The organism is Methylobacterium aquaticum, from assembly GCF_016804325.1.
GTDB lineage: Bacteria > Pseudomonadota > Alphaproteobacteria > Rhizobiales > Beijerinckiaceae > Methylobacterium > Methylobacterium aquaticum_C.
In genome coordinates, this window is record NZ_CP043627.1 from 4100904 (window position 1) to 4120808 (window position 19905).

A 19905-nucleotide genomic window follows, 5' to 3' on the forward strand; every position below is an offset into this window, starting at 1 on the left:
GTCGGTCTCAATCGGCGATGAACTTCAGCCGGTGCTCGCGGTGGAGATCGACGATCGCCGCCGCGGTCTCCTCGATCGAGCGCCGGGTGACGTCGATCACCGGCCAGCGGTTGCGGGCGAAGAGCCGGCGCGAGCTCGCGATCTCGTTCGCCACCGCGTCGCGGTCGACATAGGACGAGGAATCGTCGGCCTTGAGGCTGAGCAGGCGGTTCTGGCGGATCTGGACGATCCGCTCCGGCGAGGCGATCAGCCCGACGATCAGCGGCTGGCGCAGGGTCTCGAGGATGGCCGGCGGCGGCACGCCGGGGATCAGCGGGATGTTGGTGGTCTTCAGGCCGCGATTGGCGAGGTAGATCGCCGTCGGCGTCTTCGAGGTGCGGCTCACCCCGAGGATGATCACGTCCGCCTCGTTGAGGTCGTGCGGCAGGTTGCCGTCGTCGTGGGCGAGCGTGAAGTTCATCGCGTCGATGCGCTTGAAGTACTCCGCGTTCAGCATGTGCTGCGCCCCCGGCCGGGCGGTGGAATGGGTGCCGAGATAGGCCTGCAGCAGCTGGTGGACCGGCTCCAGCACCGAGAGCAGCGGCGAGCCGGTGGCCCGGCAGGCCTCCTCCAGCCGCTCGGTCAGCTCGCGCCCGACCAGGGTGTAGAGCACGATGCCGGGGGCCTGCTCGATCTCGTTGATCACCCGTTCGAGCTGGGTGCCCGAGCGCACGAGCGGATAGACGTGCTCGATCGCCGAGACCCCCTCGTACTGCGCCGCCGCGGCGCGGCCGACATTGATCAGGGTCTCGCCGGTGGAGTCCGACACGAGGTGGAGGTGGAAGTAGCTGCGGACCACGCGGGCTCCCCGGGCTCGCCGCGGGCGCGGCGGACGCAAGAGCATCTTTGCGACGGCATGGACGGTGCCTGTCGCAAAAATGCAGAAAGATCAAGCACCTGAAGCGGCGTCCGATGGACGGGCGATCGGGCGCCGCTCCAGCGAGTCCGCTGCCCGGTGGGTCGTCCACCGATCGGCGGCGCGGAGTCGATGAGTGTGGATAATCCGCCTGCGCAGGCAGGTCCAGGCGGGAGGCCTGTGGGTTAACGGCTCAACGGCTCAACAGGCCGGACGTTAACACTCGTGGCGGGCCGCCCGTGGGAGAATCCGGGACGTGGACCCGCCGAGTCCGCCACGGCAGGGCGCAAGCCCATGGTGACTCTCGTGATCCTTCGACAATGGAGCAAATCTGTTAAAGGCCTCTTAACGCACCGGCGGTGGGGACGGGCTGTGGACGGGGCTGGAGCCCCGCGATGCCTGCCCCCAATAGAAAAAACAGATTCCTAGAATCTCTCTTTTCTTTTCAGAGGCCTGGGTGGGGATGGGCATCGTGGCGGGTCGCGACCAAGCGTCGGGCTGGCGCGCGGCAGCGGTTCTCGGCATAGGGAGAGCCGAGCCGCCGGCGTGGCGGCAGAAGGTTTTCGGGGGGACGGAGCATGGGCGGGACCGCGGGAGCCGGACGGGGAGCCGCAGAGCGGCCGATCCTGCGGGTGCTGAACGGCGAGGCGCTGTCGCCGCCGCCCGCCTGGATGATGCGCCAGGCCGGGCGCTACCTGCCGGAATACCGGGCGGTCCGGGCCGAGGCCGGCTCCTTCCTCGACCTCTGCTACAATCCTGACTTCGCCACCGAGGTCACCCTCCAGCCGATCCGCCGCTTCGGCTTCGAGGCGGCGATCCTGTTCTCCGACATCCTGGTGGTGCCGCACGCGCTCGGCCAGGACGTGCGCTTCGTGGAAGGGGAGGGGCCCCGCCTCGACCCGATGGCCGGCCGGCCGGAATTCGACCGGCTGATCGAGGCGGGCGATCCGCGGATCATGCGCCACCTGAACCCGGTCTTCGAGACCGTCGGGCGCCTGCGGGCGGAACTGCCGTCCGAGACGACGCTGCTGGGCTTCTGCGGCGCGCCCTGGACGGTGGCGAGCTACATGATCGGCGGCCGCGGCACGCCGGACCTCGCACCCGCCCGGGCACTCGCCGCCCGCGACCCCGCCCTCCTCGACGCCCTGATCGACCGGCTGGTCGCGGTCTCGACCGAGTACCTGGTGCGCCAGTTCGAGGCCGGCGCCGACGCGGTGCAGATCTTCGAGAGCCATGCCGGCAGCTTGCCGGACGTGCCCGCGGGTGAGACCTGCGACGCCCTGGCGCGCTGGAGCCTCGCGCCGATCGCCCGGATCGTGTCGGGCATCCGCGCCCGGGTGCCGGGCGCCAGGATCATCGTCTTCGCCCGCGGCTCGGGGCTCGACGGCCATGCCCGGGTGGCCGCGGAGACCGGCGCCGACGCGGTCGGGGTCGATTGGGCGGTGGACCTGAAGGCTCTCCGCGCCCGCCTGCCGGCCTCGGTGGTCACTCAAGGCAATCTCCACCCCGAGACCCTGATCGCCGGTGGCGAGGCCCTGGACGCCGCCGTGGACGCGATCCGCGAGGCGACCGCCGGCACGCCCCACATCTTCAACCTCGGCCACGGCATCACCCCGCAGACGCCGATCGCCCATGTCGAGCGGATGCTGGCGCGGCTGCGAGGGTGAGGGCCCTCGGCGGACGGCGCTCGGCCCGTTCCCCGCGACGGTTATGCCGCCCTCCGCGTCATCCCGGGGCCGCGCAGCGGAACCCGGGATCCATAACCGCCGACGTGTCAGGATGAAGCGGGACGCTGGCAATCCATTCCGGCACCGTCAGCGGTTATGGATCCCGGGTTCTCGCCTTCGGCGAGCCCCGGGATGACGAAGAGGGTGGCAGGATCGGTCGATCCCAAGATTTTAGTAAAATCACACATCCCTCACAGGAATAAACCCACCGTGTATCTCTGGATCAAGGCCGCCCACATCATCTCGCTCATCGCCTGGATGGCGGCGATGCTCTACCTGCCGCGGCTGTTCGTCTATCACGCCGCGTTGCCGGCCGGGTCTCCGACGGCTGAGACCTTCAAGGTGATGGAGCGGCGCCTCGCCAAGGCGATCATGCTGCCGGGGATGATCGCGACCTGGATCTTCGGCATCGCCCTCGTGGTGATGAGCGGCGCCTATACCCAGGGCTGGATGCACGCCAAGTTCGCCCTGGTGCTGGCGATGAGCGGCATCCACGGCTGGCTGTCGCGGATGGTCAAGGACTTCGCCGCCGACCGGAACACCCGCAGCACGAAATTCTACCGGGTGCTCAACGAGGTGCCGACGCTGCTGATGATCCTCATCGTGATCCTGGTGGTGGTGAAGCCGTTCTGACGGAGCCCATGATGGCCGGCATCGAGACGCAAGTTCTCTCCCTCACCCTGGCCGGCCGGTCCCTGACCCTGCCGGCCGACCGGATCGGCGAGGGCCCGCCGGCCCTGCTGCTGCCGGCGCTGTCCTCGATCGCGACCCGCGAGGAGATGCGGCCCCTGGCGGCGCGGCTGTCCGCCCGCCATCGCTGCCTGGTACCGGACTGGCCCGGCTTCGGCGCGCAACCGCGGGCCCGGGTGCCGCTTGCCCCCGACACCCTCCACGCCTTCCTCGACGCGCTTCTCGACAAGGCGCCCGGCCCCTACGCGCTGGGGGTCGCGGCCGGCCACGCCGCCGGCTACCTCGTCGCCGCGGCGGCCCGGCACCCCGGCGCCTTCGCCCGGCTGGTCCTGGTGGCGCCGACCTGGCGCGGGCCGCTGCCGACCGCGATGGGCGAGGAGCGCCGGCCGCTCTTTGCCCGCCTGCGCCGCGCGGTCGAGGCGCCCGTCCTCGGCAACCTGCTCTACCGCTTCAACGTCAGCACGCCGATCGTGTCGCGGATGATGCAGGCCCATGTCTATGCCGACCGGACCCGGGTCACCCCGGCCCTGCTCGCCGACAAGCGGCGGGTGACGCACCAGCCCCGCGCCCGCTTCGGCACCGCCGCCTTCGTCACCGGCGGCCTCGACCCGGTCCGGACGCGCGACGACTTCTTCGCCCTGTTCGGGCCCGGCCTGCCGCCGGTCCTGATGCTGCAGCCGAAGGGCGCGCCGCGCCGCTCCGGCGCCGAGATGACCGCGCTCGGCGCGTCCGGCCTCGTGCGCACCGTGGCGATCCCGGGAGCGCTCGCCGCCCACGAGGAATGCCCCGAGGCGGTCGCGGCCGCGATCCTGTCCGACGCCTGAGACGATGCGGGCGCCGCTCGCCCTCTGCCTGGCGCTCGCTGCCGGCGCCGCCGCGGCCGAGCCGGCGCCCGCTCCCTACCTGGCGGCCGGCATCCTCGATGCCGCCGCGATCCTGCCCGCCCCGCCGAAGCCCGGCAGCGCCGCCCACGAGGCCGATGCGGCGGCCTACGCGGCGACGCGGGGTCTCGCCGGCTCGCCGCGGTGGGACCTCGCCACCGCCGACGTTCCCTCCGGCGTCGCCGCGCTGCTTGCCGATTTCTCCTGCGCCGCCGGCCGGCGCCTCGATCCCGCCCGGGTGCCGGCCCTCGCCGGGCTTCTGGCCCGCGCCCGCCGCGACGTGGTGGCCCTGGTGCGCGACGCGAAGGTCCGCTTCGCCCGGCCCCGGCCGCATCTCGGCAACGATGCCCCGCTCTGCGTCGACCGCAGCGAGGCCCTCGACCGGAGCTTGTCCTACCCCTCCGGCCACGCCACCGAGGGCTGGACCGTCGGCCTCGTCCTCGCCGCCCTGATGCCGGAGCGCGCCACGGCACTGATGCGCCGCGGCCGGACCTACGGCGAGAGCCGGATCGTCTGCGGGGTGCATTGGGCGAGCGATGTCGAGGCCGGACGGCTGGCCGGCAGCGCCCTGTTCGCCGTCCTCGTCGGCGATCCCGCCTTCCGGGCCGACCTCGACCGCGCCCGGAGCGAACTCGCCGCCGTGCCTCCGGGAGCGGCGCCCGAGCCGGCCGCCTGCACGCGCGAAGAGGCGACGTGGCCCTGAGGCCACAGCCCGTCCGAAGACAGGCCCTCCATCGGGAATAGCGCTGACGACCCAAGACGTTGTCGCGCCGGCACCGCCCTCGCGGCCTGGCCGCCGAGGACGGGCTTCAACTTCCAGTCGATCAATCGCCCACAATTGGATGTGATGGTGATTGACGAATCGTTACCGCAGCGATAACGAGCCGTTGATTTTGATGACCGAATCGTTATCACTTGCATCGACGCCGATCGGGTGACCGGATCTGCTTTTCCAAGACTTGTGATCCGGTTGACCGGGTTGGATGACTGTTCCATGCACGCTGTCCGACATGATGACGGATGTGGGCTTGTCCAGGCGCGCACCATCACTGCGCTTCTTCTCGAGGATGACGACGTCGACGCCAAGCTGATCGCCCTCCAGGCGGTCGGTTTCCGGATGCTCGACATGCGCGTGCTGCGCGCCCGCTCCACCGCCGAGGCGCGCGAGCATGTCGACCGCGAGCGGATCGACCTGGCGATCCTCGACTTCTGGCTCGGCTGCGAGTCGAGCCTGCGCTTCCTCGCCGAACTGGATGCGCGGCTGCCCGGCCTGCCGGCGATCGTGCTGACCGGGCTCAGCATGCCGGACGTGCGCGAGATGTGCGCGAATGCCGGCGCCGTGCGCTTCCTCGACAAGGCCAGCCTCACCGGCGAGGCGTTCGAGGCCGCGATCCTCGGGGTGCTCGGGCCCCGCGCCTTCCGCTCACCCGCCGCCGAGCCGACCCGCTACGGGCGGCCCGGCCTCACCGTGGTATCGAACGAGAGATGTGACCGATGAACGGCCAGATCACCTATCTCAACGCCGGATCGGGCAACGAGCAGACCATGACGGAACCGGCCCAGTCCGACGCTTCGAAGTCCGACGCCTCGAACACGATCGAGAAGGTCCGCGAGCTCCTCTACGGCGAGGCGATGCGCTCGCAGGGGCGCCGGCACGAGGACCTGCGCGAGGCGGTGACCGACCTCGAGCAGCGCATGGTCCAGCGCTTCAACGAGATGCAGAAGTCGATCGACGCCCTCGCCCTGTCGCTGCGGATGGAGCAGAGCAACGCCGTGCGGGCGATCGGCGGCGCGGTGACCGAGATGGGCCGGCAGATCTCCGCCCTGGCCGACCGCAACCCGTAAGCCGCGGGCCCGATCCGGGATGAGAGCGGCGGCGGTCCAAGGTCCGGCCCAAGATGCGGCCCAAAGCTCGGCTCAGGATCCGACGGAAGACCCGGCCCTCCGCGACCTGAAGCGGCTGCTGCTGCGCGACGAGCACCGCGACCTCGCCGGCCTGCGGGCCGAGCTGGCGCGGCTCGACCGGCGGGTCGGCACCGAGGACCGGTTCAGCCGGGCGGTGGCCGACAGCCTGGTGGTCGCCCTCAAGGTCGTCGAGGTCGAGGACCACCGCGCGCTGACCGAGGTGATCGCGCCGCTCGTCGTCGCCGGCATCCGGCGCGAGATCGCCGAATCCCGCGACCTGATGGTGGAAACGCTCTACCCCATCGCCGGCCGCATGGTGGCGGCGGCGATCGCCGCGGCCTTCCGCCAGCTCTCCGACGAGATCAACGAGACCCTCAGCCGCTCGCCGCGCCGGCTGTGGCTGCGCCTGAAGGCCGTGCTGACCGGCCGGTCCTACGCCGCCCTGGTCCTGGCCGAGCTGGCGCAAGGGCGGCTCGAACGCCTGATCCTGATCGACCGCAGCACCGGCGCGGTGCTCGCCACCACGGACCGCGACGGGCGGCCCGAGGCCGATCCGGACGGCCAGCTCCACCTGATCGGCGGCCTCGTCACCGCCATCGTCGAATTCGCCGGCCAGGCGCTGAGCGACGTCAACGGCGAGTTGCGCTCCCTCGATTTCGGCGGCCGCACCGTGCTGCTGCGCGCCTCGCCCCTGCTGATCGTGGCGGGCCTCACCGAGGCCGGCCGCGGCGCCGGGCGGCTCGCCGGCGTGGTCGATGCCGAGTTCCTGCCCTTCCTCGATGCGGTCCGGCAGGGCGACGGGACCCGCGACGGCGATCACGGCGCGCCGCTCGCCTCCCTCCATCGGGCGATCGCCGCGCGCCTCGTCCCGCCGCGCTCGCGGGTGCGGCCGGTGGCGGTCGCCGGCGGGCTGGTGGCCCTGGCGCTCGCCGCCTGGGCGAGCGTCGCGGTGCTGTCGGCCCGCCAGCGCGCCGCGGAAGAGGCCGCGCTCTTCGCCATCGAGGACGCGCCCGACCTGCGCGACCATCCCCTCCAGCTCGCCTTCGACCGCGAGGCCGGCCTGATCCGGGCGACCGGCGTGCTGCCGACCCGCGAGGCTGCCGCGTCCTTGCGCGACCGCCTCGCCGTCGCCTTCCCGGCCTGGCCGGTCGCCGCCCGGATCGCCGTCGCCTCCGATGCCGCCGCGGCGCGGGATGCGGTCGCGACCCTCGACCGGCGCACCGACGCCCTCACGCACCAGGCCGAGGCGCTGGCGCAGACCGCCGGGGCGACGCTGGGCGAGGTGCGGGCCCGCCTCGGCACCCTCGAGACCCGCACCGCCGCCGTCGAGGCGGCGCTGCCTGGCCTCGCGCCCCGGGAGGAGGTGGCGCGGCTCGAAGCCCGCACCGACACGCCGCTCCAGCGGCTCGAGGATGCGGTCAGGCGCACCGCGATCTTCTTCGGGCCCGACGCGACCTATCGCGACCCGGCCGCCGCCGAACGCGACCTCGCGATCCTGGCCGCGGCGCTGGCGGCGGTGGAGGGCGCGCGCCTGCGCATCGTCGGCTATGCCGACGGCACCGGAACGCCCCGGGCCAACCTCGAGGCGGCGCGGCTGCGCGCCGAGCGCATCACCGCCGACCTGGAACGCCGCGGCATCCCGCGCTCGCGCCTCGTCGTCGTCAATTCGCGGCCGCCTTATCCGATTACGGACGAGCGGGTCACCGGCAACCGGCGCGTCGTGTTCGAGCTCGCCTACAGAGCGGAGTAAGGTGTGGCGGCGCGCAAGATCATGATCCTGGGGGCGATCGGCGTGGGCAAGACCTCGCTCGCCAACCGTCTCGCGTTCGGCCGGTTCGAGACCAGCTACAAGGCGACGATCGGGGTCGACATCTACACAACGACCGCCGCGCTGCCGGGGGCCAAGACGATGCCGCTGGTCCTGTGGGACACCGACGGCGATTTCGGCCTCAGCATCTTCCGCACCGTCTACCTCAAGGGGGCGAGCGGGGCGCTCATCGTCGCCGACGTCACCCGGCCCGCCTCCCTCGACCAGATGGCGGCGCTGATCGCGGGCTTCCGCGAGGCGCTGCCGGGCCGCCCCTGCGCCGCGGTGCTCAACAAGAGCGATCTCGTGGCCGGCGAGTCCGGCGAACCCGGGTCAGGGGTGCCGCCCGATCTCCTCGCCCGTGCGCGGGGCGCCGACGTCGTCTCCCTGGCGAGCGCCCGCACCGGGCACGGCGTGACCGGCCTGTTCGCCGAGCTCGCCGCCACGATCGAGCGACGGAGCCTGTAAGCGCCATGCGCGCCGCCCTCGCCCTCCCGGCCGGAGCCGATCTCTCCCGCACCCTGGCCCACCTCCTCGAGGCCGGCCTCCTCGGCGTCGCCGCGCTCTCTCCCGACGGCCGGGTGCTCGCCCGCACCGGCTCGTTGAGCGACTGGCTGCCCGAGCCCGGGCGCCCCGCCTTCGACAGCCCGATCCTGTCCGGCCTGGAGGAGGACCTGCGCGCCCAGCAGCGCGCGACGTCCGAGCCGATCGTGCTCCCGGGCATCCGCCTCGCCATGGTGCCGGGCGCCCCGCGCTGCGACATCGCGGTCTCGTGGGACGCAGGACGGGGCGAGCACGCGGTGCTCACCACCGTCGACCAGGTCGACCGGCCGATCGACCACTGGGTGCTCCAGCAGCGCCGCGAGCAGCGCCTGCTGGAGGAGAAGATCATCGCGGCCTCGCGCGAGCTGGAGCGGATGAACCGCAACCTGCGCGACTTTGCCTCCGTCGCCGCGCACGACCTGCGGGCGCCGTTGCGCCAGATCGTGGCCTTCACCGGCATCCTGCGCACCACGCTGGGCACCGAGGCCCGCGGGGTCGTCTCCGACAGCCTCGATACGATCGAGGGCTGCGCCGCCCGTCTCAACCGGATGACCACCGGCCTCCTCGACTATGCGCGGTTGAGCGCCGAGAGCCACACCTTCGCGCCGGTCGATCTCGGCCGGGTGGTCGAGGACGCGACCCGCAACCTCGACCTCGACCTGCGCGCGTCATCGGCCGACCTCGTCGTCGGCCCGCTGCCGACCGTGAACGGCGTGCCGGCGCTCCTGACCAACCTGTTCCAGAACCTCGTCGCCAACAGCATCCGCTACCGCGATCCGGACCGGCCTCTGCGAATCGAGATCCGGGCCTGGCCGGGCGAACCCGGCCGGATCACCGTGCGCGATACCGGCATCGGCGTGCCGCCGGCCTTCCACGAGGCGATCTTCGAGACCTTCGCCCGGGTGCCGAACGGGCGGGCCCCGAACGGCGTCGGACTGGGCTTGAGCATCTGCCGCCGGATCGCCGAGCTGCATGGCTGGCGCATCGGGGTGGCGGCGGAGGAGGGGCCGGGGGCGTGCTTCCGGATCGATCTGGGGTAGGGATCGTCCGATGGAGCGCGGGGTCAATGGTTGGTTCGCGGCGTTTGCATCCCACTTGCAATCACGCAAGCAGCCGGTACCTTTCCTGGCATGGTCGTGGTCCGCGCCTTCACTCAGATTCCTTCACGTCCGCCAGAGCAGTACGAGCGGGTCGAACTTCTGCGCGCTGCCGAGACACGGCGTGGCAAGACGGTGCCGGGAGGTAGCCGGGGAACTGTGGTCGAGATCCTGGGCGACCACGAGGCCTTCATGGTCGAATTTCAGCAGCCTTTCGCGGCGCTGGTGACGGTCGATGCCTCTAACCTGCGTCATGTCCGAGAATGAGCATCAAGCCCGGTGTCGGCGGTTACCTCCTCGGGCTCAGATGCGACAAAAGTAAAATCAAGCTCTATCTGATGAGTTCCGATCCCGGAATCGACGGGAAAGGCAAACGTGCATTCTTTGAGTCTTTCGGCTTTTCCCGAAATAAGCCCGACGAGCTCATGGGCGCGCTTCTCCTGCATGGCAGTCGAACACCCATCGATGATGCCTACGTGGATCGGTGGGGTGAGCACTGGGAATGCACCGGACCGCTTCTCTGCCCGGATGGCCGTCTCCCAACGGTACGGACGGTCTGGATCAGGCGACCGGGTGAGAATGATCCGACGCTCGTGACGGCTGTGCCGGATTGAACCTCGACTCGTCCAGGCGAGCGGCACAAGTCCCCAAAACGAAAACAGCGCCCGACCGCATCACGATCGGGCGCTGCCTCATCGCATCAGACTACCGCCGTCACGCCGCCGTACGCTTCCCCTTCTTCGCCCGCCGGCCGAGGATGTTGAGCACCTCGACGCCGGCCGAGAAGGCCATGGCGGTGTAGATGTAGCCCTTCGGCACGTGGGCCCCGAAGCCTTCCGCGATCAGCGTCATGCCGATCATGATGAGGAAGCCCAGAGCCAGCATCACCACCGTCGGGTTGGCGGCGATGAAGCGCGACAGGGGATCGGCGGCGAGCAGCATCACGGTCACCGCGGTGACCACCGCGATCACCATGATCGGCACGTGCTCGGTCATGCCGACCGCCGTGATGATGCTGTCGATCGAGAAGACCAGATCGAGGATCAGGATCTGGCCGATCGCCGCGGCGTAACCCAGAGACGCACCGCCGCCGGTCTTCTCTTCCGGGTCTGGATCGAGGCTGTGGTGGATCTCCTTGGTGGCCTTCCAGAGCAGGAACAGGCCGCCGGCGATCAGGATCATGTCGCGCCAGGACAGGCCCTTGCCGAAGATCTCGAAGACCGGCTGGGTCAGGTGGACGATGTAGGCGACCGTCCCGAGCAGCCCGAGGCGCAGGATCAGCGCGAGCCCGATGCCGATGCGCCGGGCGCGCGCCTGCTGCTCCACCGGCAGCTTGTTGGTGATGATCGAGATGAAGATCAGGTTGTCGATGCCGAGCACGACCTCCATGACGACCAGGGTCGCGAGGGCGGCCCAGGCCGTCGGGTCGGCGGCGAGCTGAACGAGGGACTCCACGGCGGACGATCCTGCTTACGGGAAGATCGAGGGGCGGGCCGGCGCCTGGAATTCCGGCGCATGGACCTGGACGGCCTGTCGCAGCACCCGCACATGGGCGGGGGTGTAGGTCGTCAGCTCGCCGTCGGTGTTGACCGGCCGCGGCTTCTTGGTGCGCAGGATCACCTCCGTCGTCTGGAAGGCGCGCACGTCGGCGGCTTTCCCCTGCGTGCCCCGGCGCAGGGCCGGCAGCAGGGCGAGCAGCCGCCACCAATGGGCGACCTCCAGGCTGTAGAAGTTGAGCAGGCCGTCATCGACGGTGGCGTTCTCCTCCACCGTCATGCCGCCGCCGTAATGGCGGCCGTTGCCGACCGAGACCTGGATGGTCTTCACGGTCTCCACCGTGCCGTCATGCTCGATATAGACCGTGAACGGCCGTGCCCGGCGCAGGAGCCGGAACGCCGCGACCGCGTAGCCGACCGTGCCGAGGCGGCGCTTGAGGTCGGCCGTCAGCTCGCCGGCGAGATCGGCGGAGAAGCCGATGCTGGCGACGTTGAAGAAGTAATGGCCGTTGACGCAGCCGAGGTCGATCGGCCGGGCCGGGACCGTGGCGATCACCTCCGCCGCCTCGAGCGGATCGGCGGGCAGGCCGAGGCTGCGGGCGAGGTCGTTGGCGGTGCCGAGCGGCAGGATGCCGAGGGGCAACTGGGCGTCTGCCAGCGCCTGGGCGGCGGCGTTGAGGGTGCCGTCGCCGCCGCCCAGGATCACCATGTCGCAGGTTTTCGCATGGGCGTGGATCAGCGCCTTGCAGTCGGTCTCGCCCGGGGGTGGATCGACCGGCTCGATGCCGCCGCGACGCAGGACGTCCTTCACGGCGTCGAGGTCGAGCCCGCCGTTACGGGCCTTCTTGTTGACGACGAGCAGGGCCCGCCGCGTCGTGTCAGCGCCGGACATCGGCGCCTCCCGCGACGGCACGGGAACGGACGAGGGAAATGACGCGCATGGTTGCGGGCCCTCCGGTGCGATCGTGCCGCGTCAGCACAAAGGCAGAGAAGGGGTCCGACATCGCGGTCGACGCCTCGAACCGCCAGAGGGGCCCGGACCCGGGAGAGCCTTGAGGTGGGGTCGCGGCCGCGCTTGGCAAGGTCCCGGGGAGTTCCCTTGCGCGAGATCCCGAGATCCCATGCGGGATGCCATGCCGGATGCGACCCCGGGCGTGTGGGCAACGGGGGTAGCGGGGAGGGCATCCGGTCCGCAATGGAACCGTAACCGCGGCGACGAACGTTCACCCTGCTCAAGTTCCGTGCGTGATCCCCCACCTGATCGTGCTCCTTCCCCCGGGTGCCGCCCCCATGCTCCCTTCCTTCCGGCTCCGTTCCCTCCGGCCCGGCCTCGCCACGCCGTCCGCTGCCCTGCTCGGCCTCGGCCTGACCGCCCTCCTGTCCCCGGCCGCCCTGGCCCAGGGCTGGGTCGATCCGCCCGGCCGGAGCCAGGCTCCGGCGCCTGCCCCGTCGGCGCCCGCCGCTCAGGTCGCACCGGCCCAGGTTCCCTCGTCCCAGGTTCCCTCGGCCGCCCGGGCCGAGACACCGAGGGCCCACGTTCCGCGCCGGGTCGCCGAGGAGGCGCGCCGGCCGGCCCGCAGCGCGATCCACGCGGCAACGGCGTCCCGCCGCGCCGCGCGGCTCGCCCGGACCGAGCGCCCGCTGCCCGTGCAGATCCCCGCGCCCGCGCCCGTCACGGTCTCCGATTCGCAGATGCGCGACTGGGCCGTGGCGTCGCAGCGCCTCGCCCGGGACTACCTGGCGTCGATCTCGGGCCCCAACGGCACGACGCTCGCGGCGGCGCCGGGCTTCTACGGCAGCCAGGTCGTCTTCCATGGCCGGTCGATGAGCGTCGCCAGCCTGATGGCCGAGAAGCGCCGCTTCGTGCAGCGCTGGCCCGATCGCCGCTACCGGCCGCGGCCGGATTCCCTGCGCACCGCCTGCAATGCCGGGCTCGCGGTCTGCCAGGTCCGGGCCACGGTCGATTTCTCGGCCTTCAGCCCCGATCGCGGCGTGCGCTCGCAGGGCACCGTCGACCTCGAACTGGCGGTGAGCCTCGCCGGCGCGCGCCCGGTGATCATCGCCGAGACCAGCCGGGTGGTGCGCCGCGACGCCGTGGCGAGCCGCTGATGACGAACGGCGCCCTGTGACAGGACGCCGTTCGGGACCTAGATAAAACGGGTGAGCGCCCGCCCGAGCGGCGGGTGGCTCGGGCAGCCCCCGCGGCCGGGGGACGATGGGACACGATGCGGACATGACCTCGCGTGAGCAGTTGCAGGCGCTGATCCGGGCCGAGATCGACCGTCAGCGCCCCGTCGCGGTCGCCCGTCGCACCCTCGAACTCCTGGCGGAATCCGCCACCCGCCGCCTCGACGCAGCCCCTGGCTACCAGATCGTCGACCGGGACGGTCATCCGCGCAGCCGCACGGTCGACGGCGAGACGCGGCCCCTGACCCTGGCCGACCTCGTCGAGGAGCTGCGCCGCCAGCACCCGACGATGTTCCTGAGCCCCGCCGCCCCGGCCGCCGTCTCCGCCCCGCCGCCCGGCGACGCTCCGCGGGACTGGATCGTGGTGAAGCCCGGTCCCGCGGCGCCGGTTCCCGCTCCCCCTTCGCGCCTGCGGGAGGCCCTGGACGGGATCGCCGCACGCCTGCGCCGGCCGGCACGGGAGCCCGAGGCCCCGGCCGCGACGCCGGTCCCGATCCCCCGGTCGCGGCCGGCGAGGGTTTGAAGCCCGGTATCGCCCGGCGGCAGCGCCTGCCCGACCGGGGATCGACCCGCCGCCCGGTCTACGCCGTCCTCGGAGGACTCGCGGTGCTCGGCATCGGCTACGCGGTGTTGCGCGGCGGCGGCGAGCCGGTTCGGGAGGCTGCGGTCGCCCAGGCGCCCGGCCAGGGGACGGGCGACAGACAGGATGCGGGCAAGCCCGCCGGGACGAAGCCGGTGGAGAACCGCGCCGCCGAGGCGAAGCCCGCACCGGCCGGGGACAAGGCGCCGGAGACGAAGCGCGAGCCGGTCCAGACGGGAGCCCTGGTGCCGGAGGCGGCCGGCCCGGTCGCCGGCGTCGCCGAGGTGCTCGACACCGCGACCCTGCGGCTCGGCGGCCGCACCTTGCGCCTCTACGGCGTCGAGGCGGCCAGGGGCGCGCAGGCGAGCGACCTCTCGGGCTATCTCGGCGGCCGGCCGGTGAACTGCCAGCCGAGCCCGGCGAAGACCGCGTGGATCTGCACCGTCGACGGGCACGATCTCTCCGAGGTGGTGCTCTACAACGGCGGCGGCCGGGTCACGTCCGAGGCGACGCCGGACCTCGTCGAGGCCGAGCGCCACGCCCGCGCCGGCAAGCTCGGGATCTGGGCCAAACCCTGATCAAAAACCTAGATCATCTGAGGCCCGGCGCGCCCAGGAGCGCCACCAGCGCACCCTGGCGGCCGGTGCCGGTCTTGGCGAACACCGCCTTGATCTGGCTGCGCACGGTCTCGACCGCGAGGCCGAGCCCGTCGGCGGCCTCGTCCAGGGAGGCCCCGCCGGCGAGGAGCGCCGCGAGCCGCGCCTCCGCCGCGGTGAGGCCGAAGATCTGCGTGAGCAGGGCCGGATCGGGCCGCCGCTCGGCCTCGAGATCGGTGACGAGCAGGAGCGCGCGGGCGCCCAGGAACGGCGAGCGGACGCTCTCTGCCAGGCCCAAGGCGCGCAGCACCAGGGGACGACGGTCGCGCCGCGCCACCAGGATCGGGCCGGGGGCGGCGTCCGGCCCGGACGCAGCGCCGCGACCAGGGCCGCCACCTCCTCCCGTGCCCGCGGATCGGCAATCCGCAAATCGCCGTCGGCGACCCGGAACGCGGCATCGAACAGCGCCTCCGCCCGCGGATTGGCACCGATCACCCGCCCGGCCCCGTCGAGGGCGAGCGCCGCCTGCGCGACCTGATCGAGCCCGCGCAGGGTGCCGTCGAGGGCGGCGCGGCCGAGCGCCTCCGACAGGGCGGCGGCCTGGCCGAGCCGCCCCATCAGGCCGGCGAGCGGCCGCACCTGCGCCGCCTCGAACGGGCCGCTCCGCGTCCGGCGCTGCACCGACACCCCCCAGTATTCAGGGCCCGCCCGGAAGCCCGCCACCGCGAACCAGTGGTAGCCGTGCGGCCGCAGCAGCTCGTTGTAGAACGGTGCGCGGGCCATCTCCTCGGGGGTGAGGATGTCGTGGTCGGTCACGACCTCGCCGCGCATCACCCGGGGTACGGCGCGGGTCCGCAGGTCCTTCACGTGCCAGCCCTGCCCGAAATAGTCGGCGACCAGCGCGTCGACCTCGGGCGTACAGGGCACGCCGGGGGTGCGGCGATGGCTCTGGAGCAGCATCGCGCCGTCGCCCCCGATCAGGGTCGAGACCTCCGTCAGCACCGCGCCCCAGCGCGACGGATCGAGGGCCGCCTCGCCGAGCCGGTCGTCGAGGCACCGGAGCCTGTTGTCGGTCGGGCCCATGGCTGCGCGGCTCTCGGATTCGTCCCGGCCGATCCTACGGCAGGAGATGCCGACCGTCGCAGGTGACTTGGCCTGATCGACAGGATTTCTACGGGGAACTTGCCGGTTCCGGGGAACTTCCCTGCTGCGACTCGTTCAAATGTATTGACAGTGTGTATGCGACGTGACACGGCAAGCTGTCCAACGGCCGCGTCTCGCCGTGGCCTGCGCAACGAAAGCTGTATCACGATGAGCGACGGCGTTCCGGACCGCTCCGTCGCGCGCCGGGAGGTTGCGCGCCGTGGCACGACCATCAACCTTCGCGTCGAGACGGAAACCCGTGACCTGATCGACGCTGCCGCCGAGGCGATTGGCAAGAACCGCACCGAGTTCATGATCGAAGCCGCGCGCCGGCACGCGATCGACGTGCTGCTCGATCAAAGGCTTTTCCGCCTTGACCCGGATGCTTTCGACGCGTTCGACGCTGCCCTCGACAATCCTCCCTCGCCGAGTGAGCGCCTCGTCGCTCTCATGCGGAAGAAGCCGCTATGGGCGAAGTAGGCTCTCTTCCGGTGGCGAGCAAGCGGAACATCACGCCGCCCACTCGCCTTTCGGCATCTCACAGATTCGACGACTTCGATTGCGGTGAGCCGCCTCTAAACGACTGGTTGAGAGACCATGCCGGGACGAGCGAGGGACGCACCGCGCGAACCTACGTCGTCTGTGAGGGGGGCGATGTCGTCGGATATTATTGCATCTCCGTCGGCAGCATCGAGCGCGGAGCGATGCCGTCCAGGCTGAAGCGCGTCCGCGGCCTGCCCAACCAGATCCCGGTCGCCATCATCGGGCGTCTCGCGCGCCATGTGCGGTACAAGGGGGCGGGACTGGGTGACGACCTGTTCCGGGATGCGATGAAACGGATCGTCGGGGCCTCGGAGACGATCGGCGTCAGGGCCGTCATCGTCCACGCACTGAACGACAGGGCGGCCGGTTTCTGGCGTGCGCGCGATTTCGTGGAAAGCCCGCTCGGGTCGCGCACCTTCTTCATGCCGATCGAGACGGCCATCGAGGCGGTCCGCGCCGGCTCGATGTGAAGAGCTTGTTTCGACTTTCTCTACAGTCTCGACACCCTCCGCGCCATTCCGGGGCCGCGACAGCGGAGCCCGGAATGACACGGTGGGTTCGAGAACCGTAGAAGGCCATCAGGCAGGCGCCCTGTCCCGCTCCGTTACCCGAACGCCCCCACCTCGTGCTGGATCATGCCGCTGATCTCGCGCACCAGGACGAACAGGCGGCGGATCGGGGCGAACAGGGTGCGGTGCTCGGCCTCGTAGGTGCCGGCGCCGCGGGGCCCCGCCGGCTCGCCGAAATTGAGCCCGAGCGTCGGGTCCGGCGTGACCGGGAAGATGTCGTCGAGGAGCTTCAGGCAGCTCTCGACGTCGAGGCGCAGGATGCGCTCGATCAGGGCCTCGCGGGTGATGCCGTTCTGCGGCCGGAAGCCCGGGATGTGCACCGCCAGGAACCAGATCCGGTGGATCAGCGCCAGGCGTAGCGCATGCAGGAGCGCGAGCCGCGGCGTCATCCCGGGCAGGTCGGGGGCCACGGAATGCAGCATCAGGTGGTCCTGCGTCAGCCGGCCGAACAGGCGGCGCAGGTGGGGGGCGAGGTTGAGCCGGTCGAGGGCGGCGGCGACCGCCACGATCTCCTCGCGGCGTCCGTCCCGGGTGGCGCGACGCGCCCGCTCGAGCCAGACCGAGGGGTCGAGGGTGTCGATATAGGCGCGCAAGACGTCGAGGTCGCCGACGGCGGTGGCCTCCTGCACCAGCCGGAAGGCGCGGGCGAAGCGCTCGGAGCGCTCGCGCATCTCGACGAACAGGTCGGGCGCGCGACCCGCCGCCCGCCCGACCCCGTGCAGGGAATTGGCCAGGAAGCCGAGCTGCTGGAGGATCGCGTTGTTGGGGATCGCCCGCATCTGGCGCGGATGGGTGATGGCGACGGGTCCGCCGCCGTCGGATTGCCGCGCCACCGGGCGCGAGCCGGTACGGTCGATCAGGTTCGGCCCGAAGGTGCCGAGCAAAGCCGCATAGCCCGGATCGTCGACCAGCCGCTCCATGTCCTGGCGCACGCCGGTGAAGAACTCGGTGGCGAAGTCGCCCTCGGCATAGATCGGGTCGGGGGCGGGCTGGAGCCGGCTGTAGACGTGCTCGCCGATGCGCGCGACCGTCGCCTCGGCCAGGGTCTTCGTCCCGAACATCAGGTAGCCGTCGCTGCCCTGGAAGCTCGATTCGAGGCTGGTGCGGATCCCGGCCTCGCGGTTGCGCCGCCGGGCGTGATCAGGGGCGAGGTAGGCCAGGCGGTCGGCGAGGCTCGTCGGATGGGCGCCCCGGCCGATCGATTCGCCGTGGGTGTCGAAGATCACGAGCTCGATGTCGGTGAGGTCGTGCGCCGCCATCAACTCGGTGATGCGGAAGCGCAGCCGCTCGATCCAGAACGTCGCGGCGAGCTGGCCGACATAACGCCCCGAATCCGAGTAGCCGAACTGCACCACCAAGCGCCCGGTGCGCTTGAGATAGGCCCGCCAGTGGGGTGAGCGGAGCGCGTCCTCGATCACGTGCACGCCCTGTTCCAGCGCCGAGGCCGTCTCGAACAGGGGCGTGATCTCGACCTTGTCGCCGATGCCGAAATGCTGGGCGAGCCAGAGCGCGGCGAGGAGCGTGTAGCCGGTCTCGGTCTCGGCGATCAGGAACCGGACCGGGTGGGTGCCGTCGACGTGCTTGAGGATCTGGGCGATCGTCATCATCAGCCGGGCGGCCGAGGCCCGCTCGGCGGCGAGCGCCCCGAAATCCACCGGCACCGCCGCGACGGCATCGAGCAGCGCGTTGATCGAGGCGAGGTGCGAGCGGCGCTGGGCCGGATCGATCGGGTCGCCGTCCTGGTCGAGCTCGCGGCGCACCGCGTTGTGGACCTGGCTGGCGTTGAGCCGGAAATGCGGCAGGCCGTTCTGGAGCCCGTGCGCGGCGACGCCCGCCCGCAGGATGCAGAGCGCGAGCCGCGCCTCGTCGTCGGCGGCCTTCGTCACCGCCCGGTCGAGGAGGGCGAGAAGCGGGCCGGCCTCGGTCTGGGCCCGGTCGCGCTCGATGATGAGGGCCAGCGCGAAGCGATGCACCGCCTCGAGGCTCGGCTGCTCGCCGAGCTTCGGCGCCACCGCGAGCTGGCGCAGGACGGCCGCCTTGGCCTCCTCGGCCAGCCGCCGGGCGGGCTCCGAGGCGGGATCGTCAGGGAGCTGGGCCAGCACCCGGTCGAACTGGGTGCGCTTCGATTCGAGCCGGTAGCGCAGGGTGTCCCACCAGCCGATATCGGTGCGCCCGTCGGTGTCGCAGCCGACCCAGGAGGCCAGCACCACCGGCATCGGGACGAGCTCGCTCCAGCGATCGGGCCAGCGCTCGCGGGCGGCGCGCAGGAGCGCCGCGTTCAGCCCGTCGAGGGCCGCGCGGCCGTGCTGGACCGCGTGCCGGGCCTGGTCGAACTCGTCGTTGAGGGTGATGACCGGGTCGGCCCGGGCCGAGAGCGCGGCGGCTTGCGCGATCGGGGCATGGCGCGCCGCCGGATCGGGCTCGGAGGCGGCCTCGGCCAGGAGCCTCGCCACGGCCTTCGGCATCCCGAAGGTCGGGTGGGCGGTGAACACGGCGGCAAAGCGCGTCCGCTCGACTCGGGCGCGGGCGGTCTCGAAGCCCATCTCCGGGTCGCCGAGGGCGGCCGCCGCCACGGCCTGCGTCGCCGCTTGCGAATCCGCCTCCGCCCCGAGGCCGAGATAGGCCCGCAGCCGCGCCGCCCGGGCCTCCAGGGCCTGGCCGCGCAGGCGCACGAACAGCCCGGCCAGATCCTCCTCGCGGATCTCCTCCCGGTCGAACAGGCGGCTGATCGCCAGGGCCACGGTCAGGACGGGGTTGCGGAACGGATCCTGGCTCGCCTGGTGGCGCGCCTCCTCGACCAGCCCGAGCAGGTCCGCCTCGAGGGTCGCGGCGTCGTGCGGGTCGGAGGCTTGCGGATCGGAACCTTGGATGTGGGAACCTTGGAGCCTGTCCATCGGGTCGCTTCGTCCTGTGGCCGGATCACCGTCCGGTTCGCGCGGCGCGCGGGCTCGCGCCAGGGGCCGTGACGCAAGGAGCGTTCCGCACGGCCCGGGCCACGCTCTAAGCATCATTCGCCGCAGCGGTCACCGGTTCGGCGAGGACAATGACGTAAAGACAACGAGCCCGGCAAGGGTGCGCTCGGCACCTCCGCCCGGTGTTCCCGGCTGGCGAGCTATCGACGGGGCCGCCTGCGGCCGCGGGGACACGGTGCGGGCCGGAACCGCAGCCCTGCCGCCGGCGCAATGGTTAAGATTGCGTTACTGCTCCATACTGCCCGGCCCGGAGATGCCGACACGCGGAAGGAAT

At 71.7% G+C, this 19905-nt stretch carries 22 protein-coding genes; 16 read left to right on the plus strand and 6 right to left on the minus strand.

Features of this window, described 5'->3' with window-relative positions; all coding sequences use genetic code 11:
- Window positions 1–7: 7 nt before the first annotated feature.
- Window positions 8–838: a pyruvate, water dikinase regulatory protein gene (locus tag F1D61_RS18625; RefSeq protein ID WP_203153141.1), complete on the minus strand. Its 831-nt coding sequence runs from the start codon at window positions 836–838 to the stop codon at window positions 8–10.
- A gap of 635 nt (window positions 839–1473) precedes the next feature.
- On the opposite strand from F1D61_RS18625, the gene hemE reads away from it, so the two are divergent.
- The 4 genes from hemE to F1D61_RS18645 all read left to right on the plus strand — a co-directional run bounded on the left by hemE (window position 1474) and on the right by F1D61_RS18645 (window position 4896).
- On the plus strand, window positions 1474–2562 hold the full coding sequence (hemE, locus tag F1D61_RS18630) for a uroporphyrinogen decarboxylase (RefSeq protein ID WP_203153142.1): 1089 nt from the start codon (window positions 1474–1476) through the stop codon (window positions 2560–2562).
- A gap of 270 nt (window positions 2563–2832) precedes the next feature.
- Entirely contained in the window at window positions 2833–3255 is a 423-nt protein-coding gene (gene hemJ, locus F1D61_RS18635; RefSeq protein WP_432443151.1) for a protoporphyrinogen oxidase HemJ, read from the plus strand.
- 20 nt (window positions 3256–3275) lie between these two features.
- Window positions 3276–4136, plus strand: a complete 861-nt coding sequence (locus tag F1D61_RS18640) for an alpha/beta fold hydrolase (RefSeq protein WP_203159145.1) — start codon at window positions 3276–3278, stop codon at window positions 4134–4136.
- A 4-nt stretch (window positions 4137–4140) separates the two neighbouring features.
- On the plus strand, window positions 4141–4896 hold the full coding sequence (locus F1D61_RS18645) for an acid phosphatase (RefSeq protein ID WP_203153144.1): 756 nt from the start codon (window positions 4141–4143) through the stop codon (window positions 4894–4896).
- Between the two features lie 162 nt (window positions 4897–5058).
- Here F1D61_RS18645 and F1D61_RS34315 read toward each other — a convergent pair whose 3' ends face one another.
- Window positions 5059–5364: a hypothetical protein gene (locus F1D61_RS34315; protein ID WP_246775402.1), complete on the minus strand. Its 306-nt coding sequence runs from the start codon at window positions 5362–5364 to the stop codon at window positions 5059–5061.
- Between F1D61_RS34315 and F1D61_RS18650 the strand changes: the two genes are divergently transcribed.
- The 7 genes from F1D61_RS18650 (at window position 5320) to F1D61_RS18680 (ending at window position 10159) form a co-directional block, all read left to right on the plus strand.
- A complete protein-coding gene (locus tag F1D61_RS18650; RefSeq protein WP_246775403.1) occupies window positions 5320–5691 on the plus strand; it encodes a response regulator in 372 nt (123 codons plus the stop codon). The two genes, F1D61_RS34315 and F1D61_RS18650, sit on opposite strands and share 45 nt — an antisense overlap.
- Window positions 5688–6038 carry a hypothetical protein gene (locus F1D61_RS18655; RefSeq protein ID WP_203153146.1) on the plus strand — a complete coding sequence of 117 codons (351 nt, stop codon included), beginning with the start codon at window positions 5688–5690 and terminating at the stop codon, window positions 6036–6038. Before F1D61_RS18650 ends, F1D61_RS18655 begins: the two co-directional genes overlap by 4 nt.
- Window positions 6039–6057: 19 nt before the next feature.
- A complete protein-coding gene (locus tag F1D61_RS18660; protein WP_203153147.1) occupies window positions 6058–7848 on the plus strand; it encodes a hypothetical protein in 1791 nt (596 codons plus the stop codon).
- Window positions 7849–7851: 3 nt separating this feature from the next.
- Window positions 7852–8373, plus strand: a complete 522-nt coding sequence (locus F1D61_RS18665) for a Rab family GTPase (RefSeq protein ID WP_203153148.1) — start codon at window positions 7852–7854, stop codon at window positions 8371–8373.
- A 5-nt stretch (window positions 8374–8378) separates the two neighbouring features.
- Entirely contained in the window at window positions 8379–9488 is a 1110-nt protein-coding gene (locus tag F1D61_RS18670) for a sensor histidine kinase (protein ID WP_203153149.1), read from the plus strand.
- A gap of 90 nt (window positions 9489–9578) precedes the next feature.
- Complete coding sequence (locus F1D61_RS18675; protein ID WP_203153150.1) at window positions 9579–9812, plus strand: DUF4926 domain-containing protein; 234 nt, start codon at window positions 9579–9581, stop codon at window positions 9810–9812.
- Window positions 9809–10159, plus strand: coding sequence for a DUF6883 domain-containing protein (locus tag F1D61_RS18680; RefSeq protein ID WP_203153151.1), 351 nt, complete (start codon window positions 9809–9811; stop codon window positions 10157–10159). Before F1D61_RS18675 ends, F1D61_RS18680 begins: the two co-directional genes overlap by 4 nt.
- A 100-nt stretch (window positions 10160–10259) precedes the next feature.
- Here the strand turns inward: F1D61_RS18680 and F1D61_RS18685 are convergent, their stop codons facing one another.
- Both F1D61_RS18685 and F1D61_RS18690 read right to left on the minus strand, forming a co-directional pair.
- Complete coding sequence (locus tag F1D61_RS18685) at window positions 10260–11000, minus strand: TerC family protein (RefSeq protein WP_203153152.1); 741 nt, start codon at window positions 10998–11000, stop codon at window positions 10260–10262.
- A 15-nt stretch (window positions 11001–11015) separates the two neighbouring features.
- Complete coding sequence (locus tag F1D61_RS18690; protein WP_203153153.1) at window positions 11016–11933, minus strand: lipid kinase; 918 nt, start codon at window positions 11931–11933, stop codon at window positions 11016–11018.
- A 398-nt stretch (window positions 11934–12331) separates the two neighbouring features.
- On the opposite strand from F1D61_RS18690, the gene F1D61_RS18695 reads away from it, so the two are divergent.
- The 3 genes from F1D61_RS18695 to F1D61_RS34325 all read left to right on the plus strand — a co-directional run bounded on the left by F1D61_RS18695 (window position 12332) and on the right by F1D61_RS34325 (window position 14386).
- Entirely contained in the window at window positions 12332–13150 is an 819-nt protein-coding gene (locus F1D61_RS18695; RefSeq protein ID WP_246775404.1) for a hypothetical protein, read from the plus strand.
- Window positions 13151–13274: 124 nt separating this feature from the next.
- A complete protein-coding gene (locus F1D61_RS34320; protein WP_246775405.1) occupies window positions 13275–13751 on the plus strand; it encodes a hypothetical protein in 477 nt (158 codons plus the stop codon).
- The gene (locus tag F1D61_RS34325; RefSeq protein ID WP_246775406.1) at window positions 13748–14386 is read left to right on the plus strand and encodes a thermonuclease family protein; all 639 of its coding nucleotides are present in this window, start codon (window positions 13748–13750) and stop codon (window positions 14384–14386) included. The genes F1D61_RS34320 and F1D61_RS34325 overlap by 4 nt, the downstream gene beginning before the upstream one ends.
- Here the strand turns inward: F1D61_RS34325 and F1D61_RS18705 are convergent, their stop codons facing one another.
- Window positions 14387–15487, minus strand: coding sequence for a hypothetical protein (locus tag F1D61_RS18705; protein WP_203153154.1), 1101 nt, complete (start codon window positions 15485–15487; stop codon window positions 14387–14389).
- A 228-nt stretch (window positions 15488–15715) separates the two neighbouring features.
- On the opposite strand from F1D61_RS18705, the gene F1D61_RS18710 reads away from it, so the two are divergent.
- Both F1D61_RS18710 and F1D61_RS18715 read left to right on the plus strand, forming a co-directional pair.
- Window positions 15716–16027 carry a DUF1778 domain-containing protein gene (locus F1D61_RS18710; protein ID WP_203153155.1) on the plus strand — a complete coding sequence of 104 codons (312 nt, stop codon included), beginning with the start codon at window positions 15716–15718 and terminating at the stop codon, window positions 16025–16027.
- A gap of 224 nt (window positions 16028–16251) precedes the next feature.
- Window positions 16252–16560 carry a hypothetical protein gene (locus F1D61_RS18715; protein WP_203153156.1) on the plus strand — a complete coding sequence of 103 codons (309 nt, stop codon included), beginning with the start codon at window positions 16252–16254 and terminating at the stop codon, window positions 16558–16560.
- Window positions 16561–16694: 134 nt separating this feature from the next.
- Here the strand turns inward: F1D61_RS18715 and F1D61_RS18720 are convergent, their stop codons facing one another.
- Window positions 16695–19553 carry a phosphoenolpyruvate carboxylase gene (locus tag F1D61_RS18720; RefSeq protein WP_203153157.1) on the minus strand — a complete coding sequence of 953 codons (2859 nt, stop codon included), beginning with the start codon at window positions 19551–19553 and terminating at the stop codon, window positions 16695–16697.
- Window positions 19554–19905 lie beyond the last annotated feature (352 nt).

What these genes read in the sequence shown, in the direction of transcription:
- F1D61_RS18695 (WP_246775404.1), top strand. Translation starts at nt 12,332, where the DNA reads ATGCTCCCTTCCTTCCGGCTCCGTTCCCTCCGGCCCGGCCTCGCCACG.
- F1D61_RS18720 (WP_203153157.1), bottom strand. Translation starts at nt 19,553, where the DNA reads ATGGACAGGCTCCAAGGTTCCCACATCCAAGGTTCCGATCCGCAAGCC.
- F1D61_RS34315 (WP_246775402.1), bottom strand. Translation starts at nt 5,364, where the DNA reads ATGCTCGCGCGCCTCGGCGGTGGAGCGGGCGCGCAGCACGCGCATGTC.
- F1D61_RS34320 (WP_246775405.1), top strand. Translation starts at nt 13,275, where the DNA reads ATGACCTCGCGTGAGCAGTTGCAGGCGCTGATCCGGGCCGAGATCGAC.
- F1D61_RS18705 (WP_203153154.1), bottom strand. Translation starts at nt 15,487, where the DNA reads ATGGGCCCGACCGACAACAGGCTCCGGTGCCTCGACGACCGGCTCGGC.
- F1D61_RS18645 (WP_203153144.1), top strand. Translation starts at nt 4,141, where the DNA reads ATGCGGGCGCCGCTCGCCCTCTGCCTGGCGCTCGCTGCCGGCGCCGCC.
- F1D61_RS18690 (WP_203153153.1), bottom strand. Translation starts at nt 11,933, where the DNA reads ATGTCCGGCGCTGACACGACGCGGCGGGCCCTGCTCGTCGTCAACAAG.
- F1D61_RS18715 (WP_203153156.1), top strand. Translation starts at nt 16,252, where the DNA reads ATGCCGTCCAGGCTGAAGCGCGTCCGCGGCCTGCCCAACCAGATCCCG.
- hemE (WP_203153142.1), top strand. Translation starts at nt 1,474, where the DNA reads ATGGGCGGGACCGCGGGAGCCGGACGGGGAGCCGCAGAGCGGCCGATC.
- F1D61_RS18675 (WP_203153150.1), top strand. Translation starts at nt 9,579, where the DNA reads ATGGTCGTGGTCCGCGCCTTCACTCAGATTCCTTCACGTCCGCCAGAG.
- F1D61_RS18655 (WP_203153146.1), top strand. Translation starts at nt 5,688, where the DNA reads ATGAACGGCCAGATCACCTATCTCAACGCCGGATCGGGCAACGAGCAG.
- F1D61_RS18660 (WP_203153147.1), top strand. Translation starts at nt 6,058, where the DNA reads ATGAGAGCGGCGGCGGTCCAAGGTCCGGCCCAAGATGCGGCCCAAAGC.
- F1D61_RS18670 (WP_203153149.1), top strand. Translation starts at nt 8,379, where the DNA reads ATGCGCGCCGCCCTCGCCCTCCCGGCCGGAGCCGATCTCTCCCGCACC.
- F1D61_RS18710 (WP_203153155.1), top strand. Translation starts at nt 15,716, where the DNA reads ATGAGCGACGGCGTTCCGGACCGCTCCGTCGCGCGCCGGGAGGTTGCG.
- F1D61_RS18680 (WP_203153151.1), top strand. Translation starts at nt 9,809, where the DNA reads ATGAGCATCAAGCCCGGTGTCGGCGGTTACCTCCTCGGGCTCAGATGC.
- F1D61_RS18650 (WP_246775403.1), top strand. Translation starts at nt 5,320, where the DNA reads ATGCGCGTGCTGCGCGCCCGCTCCACCGCCGAGGCGCGCGAGCATGTC.